This is a genomic window from Bauldia sp., assembly GCF_965232525.1.
Classification (GTDB): Bacteria; Pseudomonadota; Alphaproteobacteria; order Rhizobiales; family Kaistiaceae; genus Bauldia.
In genome coordinates this window covers 1,002,300-1,019,380 of the sequence record NZ_OZ246980.1, presented here as the reverse complement: position 1 = coordinate 1,019,380, position 17,081 = coordinate 1,002,300, and the positions used below count along the sequence as shown (strand labels likewise).

Sequence of the window (17,081 nt, the reverse complement as noted above, 5' to 3'; positions counted from 1 at the left end):
CTCAAATACGCGTCAAACGTCTCGACGCCGGGCGTTGCGGATTTCGAGAATCACACCGCGAGAATCGATTCGACTCGGGTGTTTTACCAGATCGAGGTCCCATGATTGAGTGGCCGTCTCGATTTCCAGCGCAAAATCTGCCCCCTTGAAGAAAGCAGCGGGGATACCCTGGCGGATTAGCGGCTCTGCGAGCGCCAGTAATCTACCCAGTGGAGCCAACGCACGAGCGGTGACGCGATCCACCGACACGGTCCAGTCGGCCAAAACGGCCTCGATTCGGCCCTGATGAATCTCGGCCGGAATGCCCAGGTCGCGGATGCATCGGCGCAGAAATGCACATTTCCTCATGTTCGCCTCGACCAGATGAACGGCGGCATTGCTCGTTTCGGCGAGGAAACAGGCCAAGACGATTCCGGGAAAGCCACCACCGCTGCCCAGGTCCAGCCATCGCCTGTCCTCAGAGAACAGCGCAAGAAGCTGAGCGGAGTCGGCGACATGCCGCCGCCAGATCGCCGGTAGGGTGGCTGGGCCGATCAGGTTCTCGGCTTTCTGCCACTTCCTCACCAACCCAACGAAGGCCGCCAGTCGCTGGCCTGTTTCACGTGAAACAGGGAGGATGTCTGAAAGCGCCGCCAGCGAATCGGACGACGCCTCAGGCTGCATCCCGGGCCGCGTGCCGTTTGATCGTAGCCAAAAGCACGGCAATGGCCGCCGGGGTCACCCCATTAACCCGCGCCGCCTGGCCCAGCGTCGTTGGCGATGCGGTAATCAGCCGTTCACGCATCTCGGCAGACAAGCCGGGGATGGCGGCGTAGTCCAGGTCGCGTGGTAGGGGCACAGCTTCGTCCTTGCGAAAGGCCTCTACATCGGCCTGTTGACGTTCCAGGTATACAGCATAGCCCGCATCGATTTCGAGTTGCTCGGACACCAGCGGATCGAGGGCGGCGAGGTCAGGCCAAATCCGGGCGAGGGTGGACATGTCGATGTCCGAACGCGCCAGCAGATCGAACGCCGAACGCCGAACGCCGTCCCGATTGAGGCTTAAGCCATGATGGACCGCCGCATCCGGTGTTATTGTTAGTGCCTCAAGTCTCCGCTGCGCCTCTGCAAGCGCAGCTGCCTTGGCGCGGTACGCTTCAGCACGTTGTCCCCCAACTACACCCAGATTCACGCCGCGCCCCGTCAGCCTGCGGTCCGCATTGTCAGCTCGCAGCGACAGTCGATACTCAGCCCGTGAGGTGAACATGCGATACGGCTCGGTGACCCCTCGGGTGACAAGGTCATCGACCATAACGCCGATATAGGCCTCGGTCCGGCTGATAGCGACGCCATCGGAGCCGGACGCGATGCGCCCAGCATTCAACCCGGCCACCAGGCCCTGAGCCGCTGCCTCTTCGTAGCCCGTCGTTCCGTTTATTTGCCCGGCCAGGAACAACCGCGGCAAACGCTTGGCTTCGAGGTTCGACAGAAGCTCACGTGGATCGACATGATCGTACTCGATCGCATAGCCGCTCCGGATGATTCGCGCCTTTTCGAGGCCGGGAATCGTCGCAAGCATCGCCGCCTGGACATCCTCTGGCAGGGATGTCGATATTCCATTCGGGTAGACGGTGTTGTCGTCGAGGCCTTCGGGTTCCAGGAAGATCTGATGTCCATCGCGGTCACCGAATCGAGAAATCTTGTCCTCAATCGAAGGACAATACCGTGGACCGCGGCTTTCGATTTTCCCGGAATACATAGCCGATCGGCCAATATTCTCCCGGATCACGGCATGAGTCGCCGGTGTCGTCCGCGTGATATGGCAGTCGATCTGTGGCGTCGTGATCGCGGCGGTCATGAACGAAAAAGGCTTCGGCGGATCGTCACCGGGCTGACGATCGAGAATACGCCAATCAACGGTTCGCCCATCGATTCTGGGTGGCGTTCCGGTCTTCAGGCGCCCCATCCGGAATCCCAGGCCCTCGATCGTGTGCGCCAACCCGATCGTCGGCGCTTCGCCGACTCGACCCGCCGGCGTGGTCTGGTCGCCGATGTGAATGACGCCACGGAGGAACGTACCCGTTGTGATAATCACCGCACCCGCGCGGATGGATCGTCCGTCCTCCAGCACGACTCCGGCAGCCGACCCGTTGTCGGTGACGAGATCGCCAACCGCGCCCTCGACGATAGTCAGGCCGTCGATGTTGCCCAGTAGTTCCTGGATCGCCTGCGCGTAGAGCTTACGGTCCGCTTGCGCCCGTGGACCACGAACGGCCGGTCCCTTGCGACGGTTGAGCATTCGAAACTGAATACCAGCCCGATCCGCTGCGACTCCCATGACGCCGTCGAGCGCGTCGATCTCGCGGACCAGGTGCCCCTTGCCGATCCCGCCAATGGCGGGGTTACAGGACATCGCGCCGACGGTGGCCCGCTTATGCGTAACGAGAGCCGTTCGCGCACCGAACCGCGCGGCCGCAGCAGCAGCCTCGGTTCCGGCGTGTCCGCCGCCAACGACAACGACGTCATAGGTTTCCATGATTGGAACCCCTACTCGGAAGATCGTCTCCGGTCAAAGAATTCGTCCGGTCGCACTCGGGAAGTGTTTCACGTGAAACAGATGCCTCGTTGGTCGATCACTTGCCAATGCAGAAATCGCGAAACACGACGTCCAGAAGTTCCTCGACATCCACCCGACCAGTGAGCCGACCAAGGGCATCGGTCGCGCGCCGAAGGTCGTCGGCGCGGAGTTCGAGCGGCCGACGGCCGCCGTCGCCCGCTGTCGCGAGGGCGTCGCGCACTGTCGTGATAGCCGATCGATGGCGTTCCCGAGTCGCCGCCGGCGCCTCACCCACGGCCATCGCCTCCGCAGCCCGATCCGCCAGGGTCGAAATCAGGGAGTCGATTCCACGGCCGGTGCGCGACGAAACCAGTAGATCGAATCCTTTAGGGTCAATTGGGTCTTCGACGTGGCTTTCAGCGAGATCGATCTTCGTTCCAACTGCGATCACCGGCTGGCTATCTTCCGTGACTGGCAGCAACAGCTCATCGCCAACCGGCGTCAACCACAACACCAGGTCCGCCTGAGCAGCCCGCGCTCGCGCCCGTCGGATGCCCTCTTCCTCAACGATTCCAACGCTTTCGCGCATACCAGCGGTATCGATCACGGTGACCGGATACCCATCAAGATCAAGACGTACTTCGATCAAATCACGCGTGGTTCCGGGTTCGGTCGACACAATGGCGACGTCCCGTCGCGCCAACGCGTTGACCAGGCTCGATTTCCCGGCATTGGGCGGACCCAGGACGACGATTTCGTAGCCGTCGCGCAGGCGCTCCCCGCGCCGACCGTCAGCCAAATGGGCATCCATTTCCGCGATCAGCGTTCCGACGTCCTCCCACGCGGCATCGCTCGCTGAGCCCGGCACGTCGTCCTCGTCAGGAAAATCGAGCTCCGCTTCTAGCAACGCCCGCGCTCGGATCAGCCGCTGGCGCCAATCCTCGTATTGCGCCCCCAAAACGCCGTCGGCTTGGCGCAGCGCTTGGCGGCGTTGGGCGTCTGTCTCGGCCAAGACCAGATCGGCAAGTCCTTCGACCTGAGTCAGATCGACCCGACTGTTCGCGAAAGCCCGCCGAGTGAATTCCCCGGCCTCGGCAGGCCGAAAACCGTCGATCCGGCCAAGAGTTTTCAGGGCCGCACCAACGACCGCGCGGCCGCCATGGAGGTGGAGCTCGGCGATATCCTCGCCGGTAAAGGTCGCGGGCGCTGCGAAAAAGACGACAATGGCGCGATCAATCAACTGGCCCTGTTCGTCGTGGATCGATCGCAACGCAGCTCGTCGTGGTTGAGGAACCGATCCGACAAGCGCTTCAAGCCCGCGGCGGACCCGCGGCCCGGAGACTCGCACGATCGCGATCCCGGAGGGCAATCCGCCGGTTGCCAAGGCGAAGATGGTATCGGTTGCGGTCATCACTATCCGCCCTGTCTATCTCTGAGCTGACTGCCTACATTGCCCATCATGAGTACCAACCTCCTCGCCGACGAATCGAGCCCATATCTCCTGCAGCACAAGGATAACCCGGTCCACTGGCGACCGTGGGGTCCAGCCGCGCTAGACGAAGCCAAGGCAACCGGCAAGCCGATCTTGCTGTCGGTGGGCTATGCCGCCTGCCATTGGTGCCACGTCATGGCCCACGAAAGCTTTGAGGACCCAGAGACGGCGGCGGTGATGAACCGGCTGTTCGTCAATATCAAGGTCGATCGCGAAGAACGACCCGACATAGATCAGATCTACATGAACGCGCTCCACGCCCTCGGCGAGCAAGGCGGATGGCCTCTGACCATGTTTCTGACTTCGGCCGGCGAACCGATCTGGGGCGGAACGTACTTTCCCAAGACCGCCCGGTTTGGACGGCCCTCGTTCGTCAGTGTTCTCGAGGAGGTTGCCAGGGTCGCCCGAGAGGAACCCGCCAAGGTCGCGGCGAGCGCGAACGCGCTGATGCAGCATCTGGCCGAAAAGCCGGCGCCTGCTGGCACGGTCACGCTCGGTCCCGCGCTGCTGGACCAGGCTTCTGAGCGTCTTCTTGGCTTTGTCGATCGCGTCCATGGTGGGACCCGCGGCGCTCCAAAATTTCCGCAGGCATCGTTGCTTGGATTCCTCTGGCGGGCCGGAGACCGGACCGACAATCCGGCCTTTCGTGAAGCGATGCTGACAACCCTTCGCAATGTTGCTCAGGGCGGCATCTACGATCACCTGGGCGGTGGCTTCGCTCGCTATTCGGTCGACGACCGCTGGTTGGTCCCGCATTTCGAGAAGATGCTCTATGATAATGCTCAGCTGATTACCCTGATGACACAGGCATTTATCGCGACGGGTGATCGGCTCTTCAGTCGCCGCGTCGCAGAAACGATCGCATGGCTCGATCGCGAGATGACGGCACCGTCCGGAGCGTTCGCAGCCAGCATCGATGCCGATTCCGAAGGCGTCGAGGGCAAGTTTTACGTTTGGCAGCGTGATGAGGTCGATGTCACGCTCGGCGACGATTCGGCCTTCTTTTGTGATGTCTACGATGTCCAGCCCGGCGGCAACTGGGAAGGTGTGAGCATCCTCAATCGTCTGAACAGCATGGCTCTTCGATCCGCAAAAGACGAAGACCGCCTGGCGATGGCCCGGAAGCGTCTTCTCGCTCGGAGAGGTTCTCGGGTCCGGCCGGCTACCGATGACAAGATCCTTGCCGATTGGAACGGCTTGACCATCAGCGCGCTCGCTTTCGCGGCTGCAACATTCAAGCGCCCTGAATGGCTAGCGATGGCGAAAAACGCGTTCCAATTCGTTGTCGGCCCGATGAGCCAAGATGGCCGCCTCGCCCACGCGTGGCGAGACGACAAGTTCGTGTTCCCGGGCCTAGCCACCGACTACGCCAATATGATCGCCGCAGCCCTCGCCCTCCATGATACTACCCTCGACAAGAGCTACGTGACGGACGCGGAGCGGCTTACGGGCTTGGTCCGTGTGCATCATTGGAACGCTTCAGACCCCGGCTATTACCTTCCGGCGGATGACGCCGAAGCTCTGATCGTCCGCCCCTTGTCGATTAACGACGATGCGACACCAGCCGCCAATTCGGTGATGATCGAAAATCTCGTGCGACTCTGGCATCTGACCGGCAAGCAGGAATACAGAGACGATGCCGACGCCGTTCTCGAAGCATCAGCACCGGCGATCGCCGCAAACCTGTTCGCTACGACCGGAACGATGTCCGGGCTCGATTTTCGCCTCAACGCGATCGATGTTGTGGTGATTGCCAAGGACGCGCCTGCGGCCGAGCCGATCGTCGACGTTGTCAGGCGAAAATGGACGCCGAATATCGTCCTGTCCGTTCACCAGGATACGACCACACTCCCCACGAACCATCCAGTCAGCGGAAAAACCGCTGTTGACGGCATACCAACCGCCTATGTGTGCCGGGGGCAAACCTGCTCATTGCCGGTGACGGAGGTGGATGCACTGGACGCCCTCCTGTGAGCCGAATGTAACCAAGCGCAACGCGTCAGAAGTTCATGGTTTACAAATCGTAAACCTTTGGGCATTAAGCCTTCGCACCTATGGCGTGTAGGGCATGACCCATAGTGAATTCGTGCGTCGGAGCCCGGCCAAACGGAGTTCGTTTGAGTAGTCTAAGTAAAGAGACACTTTTTCGACACATCCGATCACAGGTGATATCCGATGAAGACTTCAAAGAGCCCGGAATCGTCCTCTGAATACAAGCGATTCACCTTCACATACCGCTTCGACGGGGCTGATTGGGCCATCGAGATCCCTGCGCTTTCGCTTGAGGAGGCGCGCGAACGGGTCAAAGTGCTCGGCTTTGCCCGCTACGACGACCACCGCAAGCGCCGACGCAGGCGTTCCCCGAACGGTCACGGATCGAGCGCTTGGTTCCGTAACGCCATCCGCTCGTTTGGCTGAGGGTTGGTCGCCGCGCAAAGGCGGCGGTCCGACCATCGTTTGTCCGGATACCCGGAGTTGCGCGCGTTAGCGCCAACTGCCACCGGAATCGATGACATTGAGGACGAATGCCAAACGCTCGGCTACCGTGCCCGGGGGGATCATTACCGGCCGGTAGCCTGACTCCTCGCAACCAGCGACGATTGATTCGTACGTCCTGATGGCTTCCCCGAAATCCTGCGTCCGCTCAGCGTCCTTGGCATAGATCTCGCGCCATGGAGGCGTAACCAAGACGGTGGGATTGTACCGAAAGCGCGCGATAGCCTTGCGTAAATGATCGGGCACCGGAACGCCGATCAAATGACAGTATCCGACCAAGCCCGGAATGCCGCGGTCGAAGATGACGGTGCCCGGCGATCCCAACGCATCGGCACGGTCCTGTATCATCCGCGACAGCATAAGTTCTCGGTAAAGCTCACGATCGCCGCTATGGGTCGCCGGGCCATCAATCATTTGTTGCTGTTGGATGATCTGTCGTCCGGCCTCACCAAAACATCGATATCCCTCCGCCCGCAAGGCTTCGATGATCGTTGTCTTGCCGGCACCGGGACCTCCGGTGATGACATGAAGACGGTCTTCGTCCGACACGGTTCCTCCCTGACGGGCTCAAGTCTAAAGGCGCCGGCCCTTGCGCCGGCGGGTATTGAGCGAAGCTTGAAGGAGCACTCGAGTGTTCGAGCGACTGATCGCCAAAGGGGTAATCGGCGATCAGGTGTTCATGGATTCGAAGAACTCGTCGTTGCTCTTGGTTTGCCGTAGCTTGTCGAGCAGAAACTCGATGGCATCGACCGTCCCCATCGGCATCAGAATCCGCCGGAGCACGTACATTTTCTTCAGGATCGGCGGCGGAACCAGCAGTTCCTCTTTTCGAGTGCCGGATCGGGTGATGTCGATCGACGGGAAGGTGCGCTTGTCGGCAACCTTCCGGTCGAGGATGATTTCAGAGTTACCGGTGCCCTTGAACTCCTCGAAGATCACCTCATCCATGCGGCTGCCCGTGTCGATCAGCGCGGTAGAGATGATGGTGAGCGAGCCGCCTTCTTCGATGTTTCGCGCCGCGCCGAAAAAGCGCTTTGGCCGCTGCAGCGCGTTCGCGTCGACGCCACCGGTCAACACCTTGCCCGACGACGGAACGACGGTGTTGTAGGCCCGACCGAGGCGCGTGATCGAGTCGAGCAGGATCACGACGTCACGGCCATGTTCGACGAGCCGCTTGGCTTTTTCGATCACCATCTCGGCGACCTGAACGTGGCGCGACGCCGGTTCGTCGAAGGTCGAGGAAATGACCTCGCCCTTCACCGAGCGTTGCATGTCGGTCACCTCTTCCGGCCGCTCGTCGATGAGCAGGACGATCAGATAACACTCCGGATGGTTTTCCGCTATCGAGTGGGCGATGTTCTGGAGGAACACCGTCTTGCCCGTCCGCGGCGGCGCGGTGATCAGCGCCCGCTGTCCCTTGCCGAGCGGCGCGACCAGGTCGATCACCCGCGCCGACAGATCCTTGCCGGTCGGGTTGTCGACCTCCATCCGGAAACGTTCGTCGGGATAAAGCGGTGTCAGGTTGTCGAAGTGAACCTTGTGACGCGCCTTTTCGGGATCCTCGAAATTGATCGTGTTGACCTTGAGCAGGGCGAAATACCGCTCGCCGTCCTTGGGACTGCGAATCTGGCCCTCGACCGTGTCACCGGTGCGCAGTGAAAACCGGCGGATCTGAGAGGGCGAGACGTAGATATCGTCAGGGCCGGCGAGGTAGTTGGCGTCGGGTGAGCGCAGAAAGCCGAAGCCATCCTGCAGCACTTCCACAACGCCCTCGCCGATGATCTCGGTGTCGTTCGCGGCGAGCTGTTTGAGGATGGCGAACATCAGCTCCTGTTTGCGGAGCGCGCTCGCGTTCTCAACGTCAAGCTCTTCAGCGAAGGCCAGCAACTCAACAGGCGATTTCGCCTTGAGGTCTTGTAGTTTCATTTCTTGCATTAACGCGGGTGTCTCTCGGTGGGTTAAGAACCGGTAGGCGAAGGGGGAAGATGGTGCAGAGCGTTTGGCCGGAACGATCGTTCTTCGGCTCGGATCCGCGGCGAACCGAATCGATCGCCGGATTTCCGTCTGCTTCTCGTGCGGTTACCGGAAAATAGTCGCTCCCCCGCCCGGCGGCAAGGGAAATCGGATAGTCAGAACGGTTTGACGATCACCAAAATGACAATGGCGATCATCAGCACGGTCGGAATCTCGTTGACCGCGCGATAGAATTTCTCGCTTCGTTCGTTGCGATCATCAGCGAACTCCCGCGTCCATCGGCTGAATAGCCCATGGACACCAGACAGAACGATAACCAGAGCGATTTTTATGTGAAGCCATATGCTCGAGAACCAGGCCCCGTCCCACGCCAGCCATAGTCCCAGCGCCCAAGTGACGACCATCGCGGGATTGATGATCACGGTGAGCAGCCGCCGCTCCATCACCTTGAACGTCTCCGACTGAACCGATCCCGGCTCGGCACTAACGTGATAGACGAACAGCCGCGGCAGATAGAGCATCCCAGCCATCCACGCGATCACGGCAATGACGTGGGCCGCCTTGATCCAGAGGTAGAGATTCGACGGTTGCCAGAGGACGAGGATGCCGACCAGGACGACGACCGCAACCAATCCGATGACTGCACGACGAACGCGAGTTGCCGTGTCGGTTTCCATTAGTCGCCCCTTACGCGTTTCACCAACCGCTCGACATGCGTGATCGGCGTCTCTGGCACGATACCGTGACCGAGATTGAAGATGAACGGACCGCTATCGAGCGCCGACACGATTTCATCGACGGCAGCATCGAGAGCATCCCCTCCGTTGACCAGAAGCAGCGGATCGAGGTTGCCCTGGATCGCAGCAACGGGTTGAAGCTGATTGGCGGCGATAGCGACGGGTATAGTCCAATCGATACTAATCCCGTCGATCTTCGTCGCATTGATGTAGCGCTGTGTTCGATACCCGGCGCCCTTGGGAAACCCGATGACGCGAATATGCGGTGCTTCGGCTTTTATCCTCGCAACGATTTGGGCCGCCGGCTCGATCGACCATCGATCGAAATCACGATCATTGAGGATGCCAGCCCAGCTGTCGAAAATCTGGATCACGTCGGCACCCGCTTCGATCTGCCCGAGTAACGCAGTGACCGATGCGTCGACCAGTCTGTCGATCAGCGTCTGAAAGGTGTCTGGATCGCCGGCAGCCATAAGTCGGGCCGGTTTCTGGTCGGGGGTGCCGCGACCCGCCACCATATAGGTCGCAACTGTCCACGGCGCCCCACAGAAACCGATGAGCGCCTTGTCGACCGATAGTTCACTTCGAACACGGCGAAGCGCATCGTGAACGGGAGCAAGACGCCCACTGACACAGTCCAACTCAAGCCGATCGATACCCGACGCGTCGATGGGCTCAAGACGAGGACCTTCTCCTTCGACAAATTCAACCGCGCAGCCCAAAGCGTACGGAACGGTCAGAATGTCGGAAAAGATGATCGCTGCATCGAAATCGAAACGATGAATCGGCTGCAGGGTGACTTCGGCTGCTCGTTCCGGATCAAAGCATAGATCGAGGAATGATCCAGCCTCCGCGCGTATCCTTCGATATTCAGGAAGATACCGACCTGCCTGCCGCATGAGCCAGATCGGTGGCCTATCAACCGGTTCTCGTGCCAGGACGCGCTGAAGCGGATTTGTCGATGGGGCAGGGTGCCCTTGGTTCACGGTGTCAGCCCAAAGAAAGAGAAGAGAAGACTCTAGTTTGTTGATTCATTTTGACCGTGGATTACCGCCGTTCTCGCTCATCCACAATTCGTGCTCTTGTCGCATGACCTGACTCTGACTCGGTGCAAGGGGTCACTGAGATCACCAGAGACAACGGGGACGGCCGTTTTTCCTTTGGTTAACATAGTCTTAACGTACATCGAACCGCGGTATCCAACCTTTGTCCCCGTACAATCCCCAGCAACAGCCAGGGGATTTTGTGAATTCCGCTGTGTTGTTCAAGACCGACGGAATCGCTACCGGAGTCTCGACTCTGTTGATCGAATCCGGCCTATCGGGGAAAGTCCCGGCCAACCGAACGAGGAACGAGATTTGTTCAGGATGCATCCACAGGTGAGGTCAGGCGGTTGGTGAATAGTCACGCAGGCTTTTTCCATCTGCATCTGATTTCAGACGCAACCGGCGAGACTCTGATCGCCGTCGGTCGGGCAGCCGCCGCGCAGTACCGTCACATCCGCCCGGTCGAACACCTTCATGCCATGGTGCGGACGTCGAAGCAGATCGATGCCATCGTTCCTGCCTTGGAGGCCGAACCCGGCATCGTGCTCTACACGCTTGTCGACGAAGAGCTCGGGAAACGCCTGGAAGCCGAATGTCGGCGGATTGGCATCCCGTGCGCATCGGTGCTCGAGCCCGTGCTCCAACTTTTGCAGAACTATCTGGGTGCTCCGGACGCTCGGCGAATGGGTGCACAGCATATGCTCGACGCCGACTACTTTCGTCGCATCGATGCACTGAACTTCACGATGATTCACGACGACGGGCAGCTCGCCGGATCCCTGGAGGAGGCGGATGTTGTCTTGGTGGGGGTCAGCCGTACGTCGAAGACGCCGACGAGTATCTACCTGGCCAATCGCGGGGTCAAAACCGCCAATATTCCTATTGTTCCCGGGGTGCCGCTGCCGCTGGAACTCGAAACCGTCAAAGGCCCGCTGATCGTCGGCTTGACTGCCAGTACCGAGCGGATCGCGCAACTGCGTCACAACCGGGTGCTGAGCCTGAACGCGGCATCTCACGGCGAATCGTACGTGGACAAGGCGGCTATCACCGCCGAGATCACCTCCGCTCGGAAGCTGTTCGCCAAAAACCGCTGGCCGACAATCGACGTCAGCCGGCGATCGATCGAGGAAACGGCGACCGCGATTCTGGCGTTGCGCGACAAAAGGAATCGCGACGCAATGCCGCCGTGAGCAGCACCTTGGCGACGATCATTCTCGCAACGCGGAGCCGAGCGCGTGTCGAAATGCTGGCCCGAGCGGGGATCACCTTCGACACAGTACCCTCGAATGTGGACGAGCGGGCCGTTGACGCCCCAATGATCGCAGGCGGGGCTAGTCCGACTGACATCGCAGTGAGACTTGCCGAGGCAAAAGCTCTCGCTGTGGCGGAGCAGTATCCTGAATGCCAATGGGTGATCGGCGCCGACCAGGTGTTGGAAGTCGACGGCAAGCGGCTCACCAAACCTCCGGACCGCGCTGCCGCGCGACATCAACTCCAGGTGCTCGCCGGGCGGACCCATCAGTTGCATACGGCTGTTGCCATCGCCCGGAGAGACTCCATCGCTTGGCGGCACTGTGATGTACCCGCGCTTACCATGCGGTCACTCGGGCCGAAGGAAATCGATGCCTACCTGGACGCCGTTGGCGAGACGATTTACGGAAGCGTCGGCGCCTATCAGATCGAAGGGCAGGGCATTCAGCTCTTCGCGCGTGTTGCCGGCGACTACTTTTCGATCCTTGGCCTTCCGCTGTTACCCCTTCTTACTTGGCTGCGGAGCGTTGGTGCGATCGGTATCATGGAGACGAGCACATTGACCCTGGTTGAGGACATGGAGAAGCGGCGGTGAGCGAACCGATCGCCTGCGTCATCGGCTGGCCAGTGTCTCATTCTCGGTCGCCGACGATTCACCGGTTTTGGCTGGAATCGCTTGGCATCGCCGGCGACTATATCCTTCAACCGGTCGAACCGGAGACGATCGCTTCGTTCTTCGCTAGCTTCGCGGATGCCGGTTTTGTCGGATGCAACGTCACGGTTCCGCACAAGGAGGCGGCCTTTGCCGCCGTTGATGTCCTCGAGCCCGCGGCGGAAGCCTTGGGGGCCCTGAACACCATCTGGCTCGATGACCGGAAATTGGTTGGGACCTCCACCGACGGCTACGGTTTTCTCGCCAATCTCGACCAGAATGCACCGGGTTGGGACGCAGAACCGGGGCCGGCGGTGATACTCGGCGCTGGTGGTGCATCGCGCGCCGTTGTTTGGGCGCTTCTGTCGCGCGGCTTCGCGCCGGTCCATATCGTCAACCGGACGGTCGAGCGTGCTCAGGCTTTAGCGACCGCGTTCGGATCGGATGTCCGACCCGCGGCATGGTCCGACCTGCAAGGCTTGCTGCCAGCGGCAAAGATCCTGGTGAACGCCACCTCGTTGGGAATGGTCGGACAGCCCGATCTGAATGTTGACCTCGATGGGCTGAGCACAACCGTGGTCGTCAATGACCTCGTCTATGTTCCACTCGAAACGGGCCTACTGGCGGACGCCCGCGAGCGGGGAGTCAGGACGGTGGATGGTCTTGGCATGCTGCTGCATCAGGCGGTACCCGGATTTGAACGATGGTTCGGGGCACGGCCGGAGGTGACGCCGGCGCTTCGCGCAGCAGTCGTCGCCACCCTGGACGAGTGATGCTTGTCGTTGGACTGACTGGCTCGGTTGCCATGGGCAAGTCGACGGTCACGGCGATGTTTGCCGAAGCCGGGGTTCCGGTCTTCGATGCCGACAGGACGGTCCATCGGCTTTATCGCGGCGCCGCAGCGCCGCTCGTTGAAAACGTGTTTCCGGGGACATCATCCGAGGGAGCCGTCGATCGCGACAAACTGCGCCAGCGCGTCTTGGGCGATCCGGGGGCCATGACAAGGCTAGAATCGCTGATCCATCCGTTGGTCGCGGCCGAGCGGGACGCATTTGTCGATCAGTGGAACCGTGCCGGCGCGCTGATTGTGGTTTGTGACATTCCGCTTCTCTTCGAAGTCGGCGCTGAAAAAGACATGGACATCGTTCTCGTTGTCTCGACGACACCAGAAATCCAGATGGAACGGCTGATGCAGCGGGACGGCATGACCGCCGAGCGCGCCGAGGCCATGCGTGCCCGACAGATGCCGGATGCCGAAAAGCGACAACGCGCCCATTTCATTGTCGATACGAGCGCGAGCCTGGAAGACACGCGGAGACAGGTAGACGACGTTCTCCGGGCAGTGTCCGGGGTCGCAGCGGGTGGTAGCGAACGGAGACTTTGACCAGTGTCCTTGATTGTGTCGGGCGGTCGTGCGCACCACATCGTCGGGAATAGCGAGCCCAGATTCGGAAATCGAGACAATGAACCTGCTTCTCAATATCCTTTGGGTGGTCTTTGGTGGCCTCTGGATGGCGGTCGGGTGGCTGTTGGCTGCCTTGATCATGGTGATCACGATCATCGGCATCCCGTGGGCGCGGGCTGCCTTCAACATGGCTCGTTATACGTTCCTGCCATTCGGTTTCGCCGCGGTCGATCGCGAGGCGCATACCGGCGAGGGAGACATCGGGACGGGCCCGTTCGGCGCCCTCGGGAACATCATCTGGCTGGTGCTCGCTGGCTGGTGGCTGGCGCTGGCCCACGTCATCACCGCCATTTGCTTGGGAATCACGATCATCGGGCTTCCTTTCGCATGGGCCCATCTGAAGCTGGCAGGGATCGCCCTGTGGCCGATCGGCAAGATTATCGTTCCCCGTGACATGATGGCCGGCGCCGGCCCAGCGGGAAGAGTTTAGCCACGCGGCTCCGGCCTCGATTCAATCTCGAGTTCGATCCGATCAGCGGCGAACCGCGTTATGCTGAAATGCAGCGGGTTGCCCCTTTGGTCTTCGTTGAGCGCCTCGGTGACCAGGAGGCTGGCACCGACCGGTAGCTGCAAGCGGTCGCGATCCTTAGCGTCGGCGGTCTCGGCGCGAACGCGAGTCCAACGGCGCAGATAGTTTTCGACCCCTTCCGCTTTTACCGCCGCGGTGATCGACCCCGTCTCGGCATAGCCGGTGACAAGGTTCGGAAAACGGTCGGCCGAGAACCAGTTGAGCGAAACCGAAATCGGCACGCCATCCGCGACGCTGAGTGTTTCGAGGCAGATCAGCGGTGTCCCCTGCGGCACCTCGAGAAAACCCGACAAGCGAACGTCGGCTGATTCCACGCGGCTTGCGATCATGCGGCCGCCGGGTTCCCGCGCTTGTCGGCTGACGATTTCGGAGAAACGGGTTCGTCGGCTGATCGGGTAGGTGAGCCTGCCAGCGAGCACGAAGGTTCCACGACCTTGATCGGATCGAACAAGTCCGTCGGCTGAAAGCGCCGCTAAAGCGCGACGCACCGTATGGCGATTGACGCCGAAACGTGTTGCAAGGGCGACCTCCGTAGGAAGCGCAGCATCAGCCGTCCACACGCCGCCGGCGATTTCGTTTCGCAATTGGTCGGCGATCTGTCGCCACAGTGCGACGCCGCCGCCGCGTCCGACTGCGCTTTTTTCCGTGGTCGAGGCTTCCGTCATCACCATGTCACGTGTTAGTTGATATAGTTATCTATATTACTAGACAAATCTAGAGCCGATTTGGTGGATCAGTCGACGAGCCTATCCTCGCGTCAAGATGCCTTGGCGCTGTTGGTGCAGGCGGAATTGGGCCTGTTAACCGAGGCTTGGCGTGCGATGCCGGCTCTCCCGTCAATCAAGACGCTACGAGATCCGGAATTCGGTCTGGTGATGGCGCGGGGCAGGATCGGTGGCGGCGGTGCCGCGTTCAACTTCGGCGAAATGACCGTCACCCGCGCGGCGGTGCAGCTGTCGACCGGCGAAACCGGCTATGGCTACGTTCTCGGTCGCCGGCGGCGGCAGGCTTATCTCGTCGCGTGCTTCGATGCGCTCTGGCAGACCGAGACGCACCGTCAGCGTGTCGAGCACGATATCCTGGCCCCCACCAGGACGCGGCTCGCGGCCGAGGAGGCCGATTCCGCGGCGAAGACCGCAGCGACACGGGTCAACTTCTTCACCATGGTCCGTGGCGAGGACTCCTAGGTGACCATCGCTCCAAACCACATGGCGCCGACATCACCGCTACGAACCCAAGCGACGTTTCGCACCGTCCTGTCGGCCGTGGCGCGGCCTGGAACCGTAATGCCGATCGACGATGTCGTGAGTCCACCATCACCGCTCAACCCGGTCGCCGCGGCAGTGTTATGCACGCTTGCCGATCATGACACGCCGTTGTTTCTCGACCGTCGGTTGGCGGGTCGAGAGACTGTAATGGCATGGTTGCGCTTCCACACCGGAGCCCCGCTTGCCGAGACGCCGGCGAACTCTGCATTCGCAGCGATCGCGGACAGCGCCGCCATGCCGGATTTGTCGCTGTTCGCGCAGGGGTCTGACACCTACCCGGATGAGTCGACAACGATTGTCGCCCAGGTAGATCATTTTGCCGGCGATCACCGCCTCATCGTGCGTGGACCGGGCGTCGCCGACACTCAGGCGTTTGCGCCACATCCGCTGCCCGATGGCTTTCTTGATCAACTCAACGAAAACCGAAACCGGTTCCCGCGCGGCGTCGATCTCGTGTTCGCCGGGCCGGAGGCCGTGGCCGCTCTCCCCCGATCGACACGTGTGTCGCGCGGAGCTGGCTGATGTATGTGGCGGTCAAAGGCGGCGAAACCGCCATCGCCAATGCCCATCGGCTTCTGGCGGATGTGCGTCGTGGTGACCGGTCGGTGCCGGCGCTCACCGTCGACCAGATTCTGGAGCAACTGACCCTCGCAGTCGATCGGGTAATGGGCGAGGGCTCGCTCTACGATCGCCGATTGGCCGCATTGGCGATCAAGCAGGCGCGTGGCGATCTGATCGAGGCTGCATTTCTGGTACGGGCTTATCGGACGACCCTGCCCCGGTTCGGCGCCAGCCGGCCGATCGATACCGGCGCCATGATCATCGAGCGGCGTATATCGGCGACCTTCAAGGACTTGCCGGGCGGGCAACTTCTTGGACCAACCTTCGACTACACCCACCGCCTCCTTGACCCGAGTCTCGACGGCGACAAGGATCCGGATGAGGCCGTTCGCGGTGAGGCGTCGTTCGAGCCGATGCCCCGGGTCACGGATCTGTTGGGCGATGAGGGTCTGATCGAGTCGCATGGCGAAGCCGATGACGATGACCCGCCGGCGGATCTAACCCGGACTCCGCTGTCGTTCCCTGCCGACCGCGACCTTCGCCTTCAGGCGCTGGCACGTGGCGATGAGGGTTTCTTGTTGGCGCTCGGCTATTCCACCCAGCGCGGCTACGCCCGCAATCATCCCTTCGCTGGAGAAATCCGCATCGGTTCGGTTGAGATCGAGCTTGATGTTCCGGAGCTCGACCTTCCGGTGTCACTCGGCCGGTTGACCGTTACCGAATGCCAGATGGTCAATCAGTTTGCCGGCTCGGCGACAGCGCCACCGCAGTTCACCCGCGGCTACGGTCTGGTGTTCGGACACGCTGAACGGAAAGCCATGACGATGGCCTTGTGCGACCGGGCTCTGCGCGCCGACGAGCTCGGCGAGGATAAGGTCGCACCGGCGCAGGATGCGGAGTTTGTCTTGTCCCACGCGGATAATGTTCAGGCGACCGGGTTCGTCGAGCATTTGAAGCTCCCCCACTACGTCGACTTTCAGGCTGAACTCGAACTGCTACGGCGGTTGCGCAGCGAGTTCGAAGCGAGAGAGCGGACGGACGATCGGGAGGCCGCGGAGTGACCGACGATGCCGC

The 17,081-nt window shown here is 61.1% G+C and carries 18 protein-coding genes and 1 pseudogene; 11 read left to right on the top strand and 8 right to left on the bottom strand.

Annotated elements, in window-relative coordinates; all coding sequences use genetic code 11:
• Positions 1-12: 12 nt before the first annotated feature.
• The 3 genes from rsmG to mnmE all read right to left on the bottom strand — a co-directional run bounded on the left by rsmG (position 13) and on the right by mnmE (position 3,947).
• Positions 13-663 carry a 16S rRNA (guanine(527)-N(7))-methyltransferase RsmG gene (gene rsmG / locus ACO076_RS04875; protein ID WP_421725603.1) on the bottom strand — a complete coding sequence of 217 codons (651 nt, stop codon included), beginning with the start codon at positions 661-663 and terminating at the stop codon, positions 13-15.
• Positions 653-2,515: a tRNA uridine-5-carboxymethylaminomethyl(34) synthesis enzyme MnmG gene (gene mnmG, locus ACO076_RS04870; RefSeq protein WP_421725602.1), complete on the bottom strand. Its 1,863-nt coding sequence runs from the start codon at positions 2,513-2,515 to the stop codon at positions 653-655. Before mnmG ends, rsmG begins: the two co-directional genes overlap by 11 nt.
• A gap of 97 nt (positions 2,516-2,612) precedes the next feature.
• Positions 2,613-3,947 (bottom strand): tRNA uridine-5-carboxymethylaminomethyl(34) synthesis GTPase MnmE, encoded by a 1,335-nt coding sequence (mnmE, locus tag ACO076_RS04865; RefSeq protein ID WP_421725601.1) that lies wholly within the window; start codon positions 3,945-3,947, stop codon positions 2,613-2,615.
• Positions 3,948-3,995: 48 nt separating this feature from the next.
• On the opposite strand from mnmE, the pseudogene ACO076_RS04860 reads away from it, so the two are divergent.
• From ACO076_RS04860 to ACO076_RS04850, 3 genes and pseudogenes are all read left to right on the top strand, one after another.
• A pseudogene (locus ACO076_RS04860) lies at positions 3,996-4,427 on the top strand (DUF255 domain-containing protein); the annotation flags it as partial.
• Positions 4,428-4,475: 48 nt separating this feature from the next.
• Positions 4,476-6,002, top strand: coding sequence for a thioredoxin domain-containing protein (locus tag ACO076_RS04855; protein WP_421726798.1), 1,527 nt, complete (start codon positions 4,476-4,478; stop codon positions 6,000-6,002).
• Positions 6,003-6,203: 201 nt separating this feature from the next.
• Positions 6,204-6,446, top strand: coding sequence for a hypothetical protein (locus tag ACO076_RS04850; protein WP_421725600.1), 243 nt, complete (start codon positions 6,204-6,206; stop codon positions 6,444-6,446).
• 66 nt (positions 6,447-6,512) lie between these two features.
• Here the strand turns inward: ACO076_RS04850 and ACO076_RS04845 are convergent, their stop codons facing one another.
• From ACO076_RS04845 to hemE, 4 genes are all read right to left on the bottom strand, one after another.
• Positions 6,513-7,073, bottom strand: a complete 561-nt coding sequence (locus ACO076_RS04845) for an AAA family ATPase (RefSeq protein ID WP_421725599.1) — start codon at positions 7,071-7,073, stop codon at positions 6,513-6,515.
• Between the two features lie 120 nt (positions 7,074-7,193).
• Entirely contained in the window at positions 7,194-8,459 is a 1,266-nt protein-coding gene (rho, locus tag ACO076_RS04840) for a transcription termination factor Rho (RefSeq protein ID WP_421725598.1), read from the bottom strand.
• Between the two features lie 194 nt (positions 8,460-8,653).
• Positions 8,654-9,175, bottom strand: a complete 522-nt coding sequence (gene hemJ, locus ACO076_RS04835) for a protoporphyrinogen oxidase HemJ (RefSeq protein ID WP_421725597.1) — start codon at positions 9,173-9,175, stop codon at positions 8,654-8,656.
• Positions 9,175-10,134, bottom strand: a complete 960-nt coding sequence (gene hemE, locus ACO076_RS04830) for a uroporphyrinogen decarboxylase (RefSeq protein ID WP_421725596.1) — start codon at positions 10,132-10,134, stop codon at positions 9,175-9,177. Before hemE ends, hemJ begins: the two co-directional genes overlap by 1 nt.
• A gap of 497 nt (positions 10,135-10,631) precedes the next feature.
• On the opposite strand from hemE, the gene ACO076_RS04825 reads away from it, so the two are divergent.
• From ACO076_RS04825 to ACO076_RS04805, 5 genes are all read left to right on the top strand, one after another.
• The gene (locus tag ACO076_RS04825) at positions 10,632-11,471 is read left to right on the top strand and encodes a pyruvate, water dikinase regulatory protein (protein ID WP_421725595.1); all 840 of its coding nucleotides are present in this window, start codon (positions 10,632-10,634) and stop codon (positions 11,469-11,471) included.
• Entirely contained in the window at positions 11,468-12,127 is a 660-nt protein-coding gene (locus ACO076_RS04820) for a Maf family protein (RefSeq protein ID WP_421725594.1), read from the top strand. The genes ACO076_RS04825 and ACO076_RS04820 overlap by 4 nt, the downstream gene beginning before the upstream one ends.
• Positions 12,124-12,957, top strand: a complete 834-nt coding sequence (locus ACO076_RS04815) for a shikimate dehydrogenase (protein ID WP_421725593.1) — start codon at positions 12,124-12,126, stop codon at positions 12,955-12,957. Before ACO076_RS04820 ends, ACO076_RS04815 begins: the two co-directional genes overlap by 4 nt.
• Positions 12,957-13,568 (top strand): dephospho-CoA kinase, encoded by a 612-nt coding sequence (coaE, locus tag ACO076_RS04810; RefSeq protein WP_421725592.1) that lies wholly within the window; start codon positions 12,957-12,959, stop codon positions 13,566-13,568. The genes ACO076_RS04815 and coaE overlap by 1 nt, the downstream gene beginning before the upstream one ends.
• 79 nt (positions 13,569-13,647) lie before the next feature.
• Entirely contained in the window at positions 13,648-14,079 is a 432-nt protein-coding gene (locus ACO076_RS04805) for a YccF domain-containing protein (protein WP_421725591.1), read from the top strand.
• Here the strand turns inward: ACO076_RS04805 and phnF are convergent.
• Positions 14,076-14,843 carry a phosphonate metabolism transcriptional regulator PhnF gene (gene phnF / locus ACO076_RS04800; protein ID WP_421725590.1) on the bottom strand — a complete coding sequence of 256 codons (768 nt, stop codon included), beginning with the start codon at positions 14,841-14,843 and terminating at the stop codon, positions 14,076-14,078. The genes ACO076_RS04805 and phnF overlap by 4 nt on opposite strands.
• Positions 14,844-14,906: 63 nt before the next feature.
• Here phnF and phnG point away from each other — a divergent pair, with 63 nt between their 5' ends.
• The 3 genes from phnG to ACO076_RS04785 are packed head-to-tail and all read left to right on the top strand — an operon-like array spanning position 14,907 to position 17,068.
• Positions 14,907-15,365, top strand: coding sequence for a phosphonate C-P lyase system protein PhnG (gene phnG, locus ACO076_RS04795; RefSeq protein ID WP_421725589.1), 459 nt, complete (start codon positions 14,907-14,909; stop codon positions 15,363-15,365).
• Positions 15,366-15,968: a phosphonate C-P lyase system protein PhnH gene (gene phnH, locus ACO076_RS04790; RefSeq protein ID WP_421725588.1), complete on the top strand. Its 603-nt coding sequence runs from the start codon at positions 15,366-15,368 to the stop codon at positions 15,966-15,968.
• Positions 15,968-17,068, top strand: a complete 1,101-nt coding sequence (locus tag ACO076_RS04785; protein ID WP_421725587.1) for a carbon-phosphorus lyase complex subunit PhnI — start codon at positions 15,968-15,970, stop codon at positions 17,066-17,068. The genes phnH and ACO076_RS04785 overlap by 1 nt, the downstream gene beginning before the upstream one ends.
• The last annotated feature ends 13 nt before the right edge of the window (positions 17,069-17,081 follow it).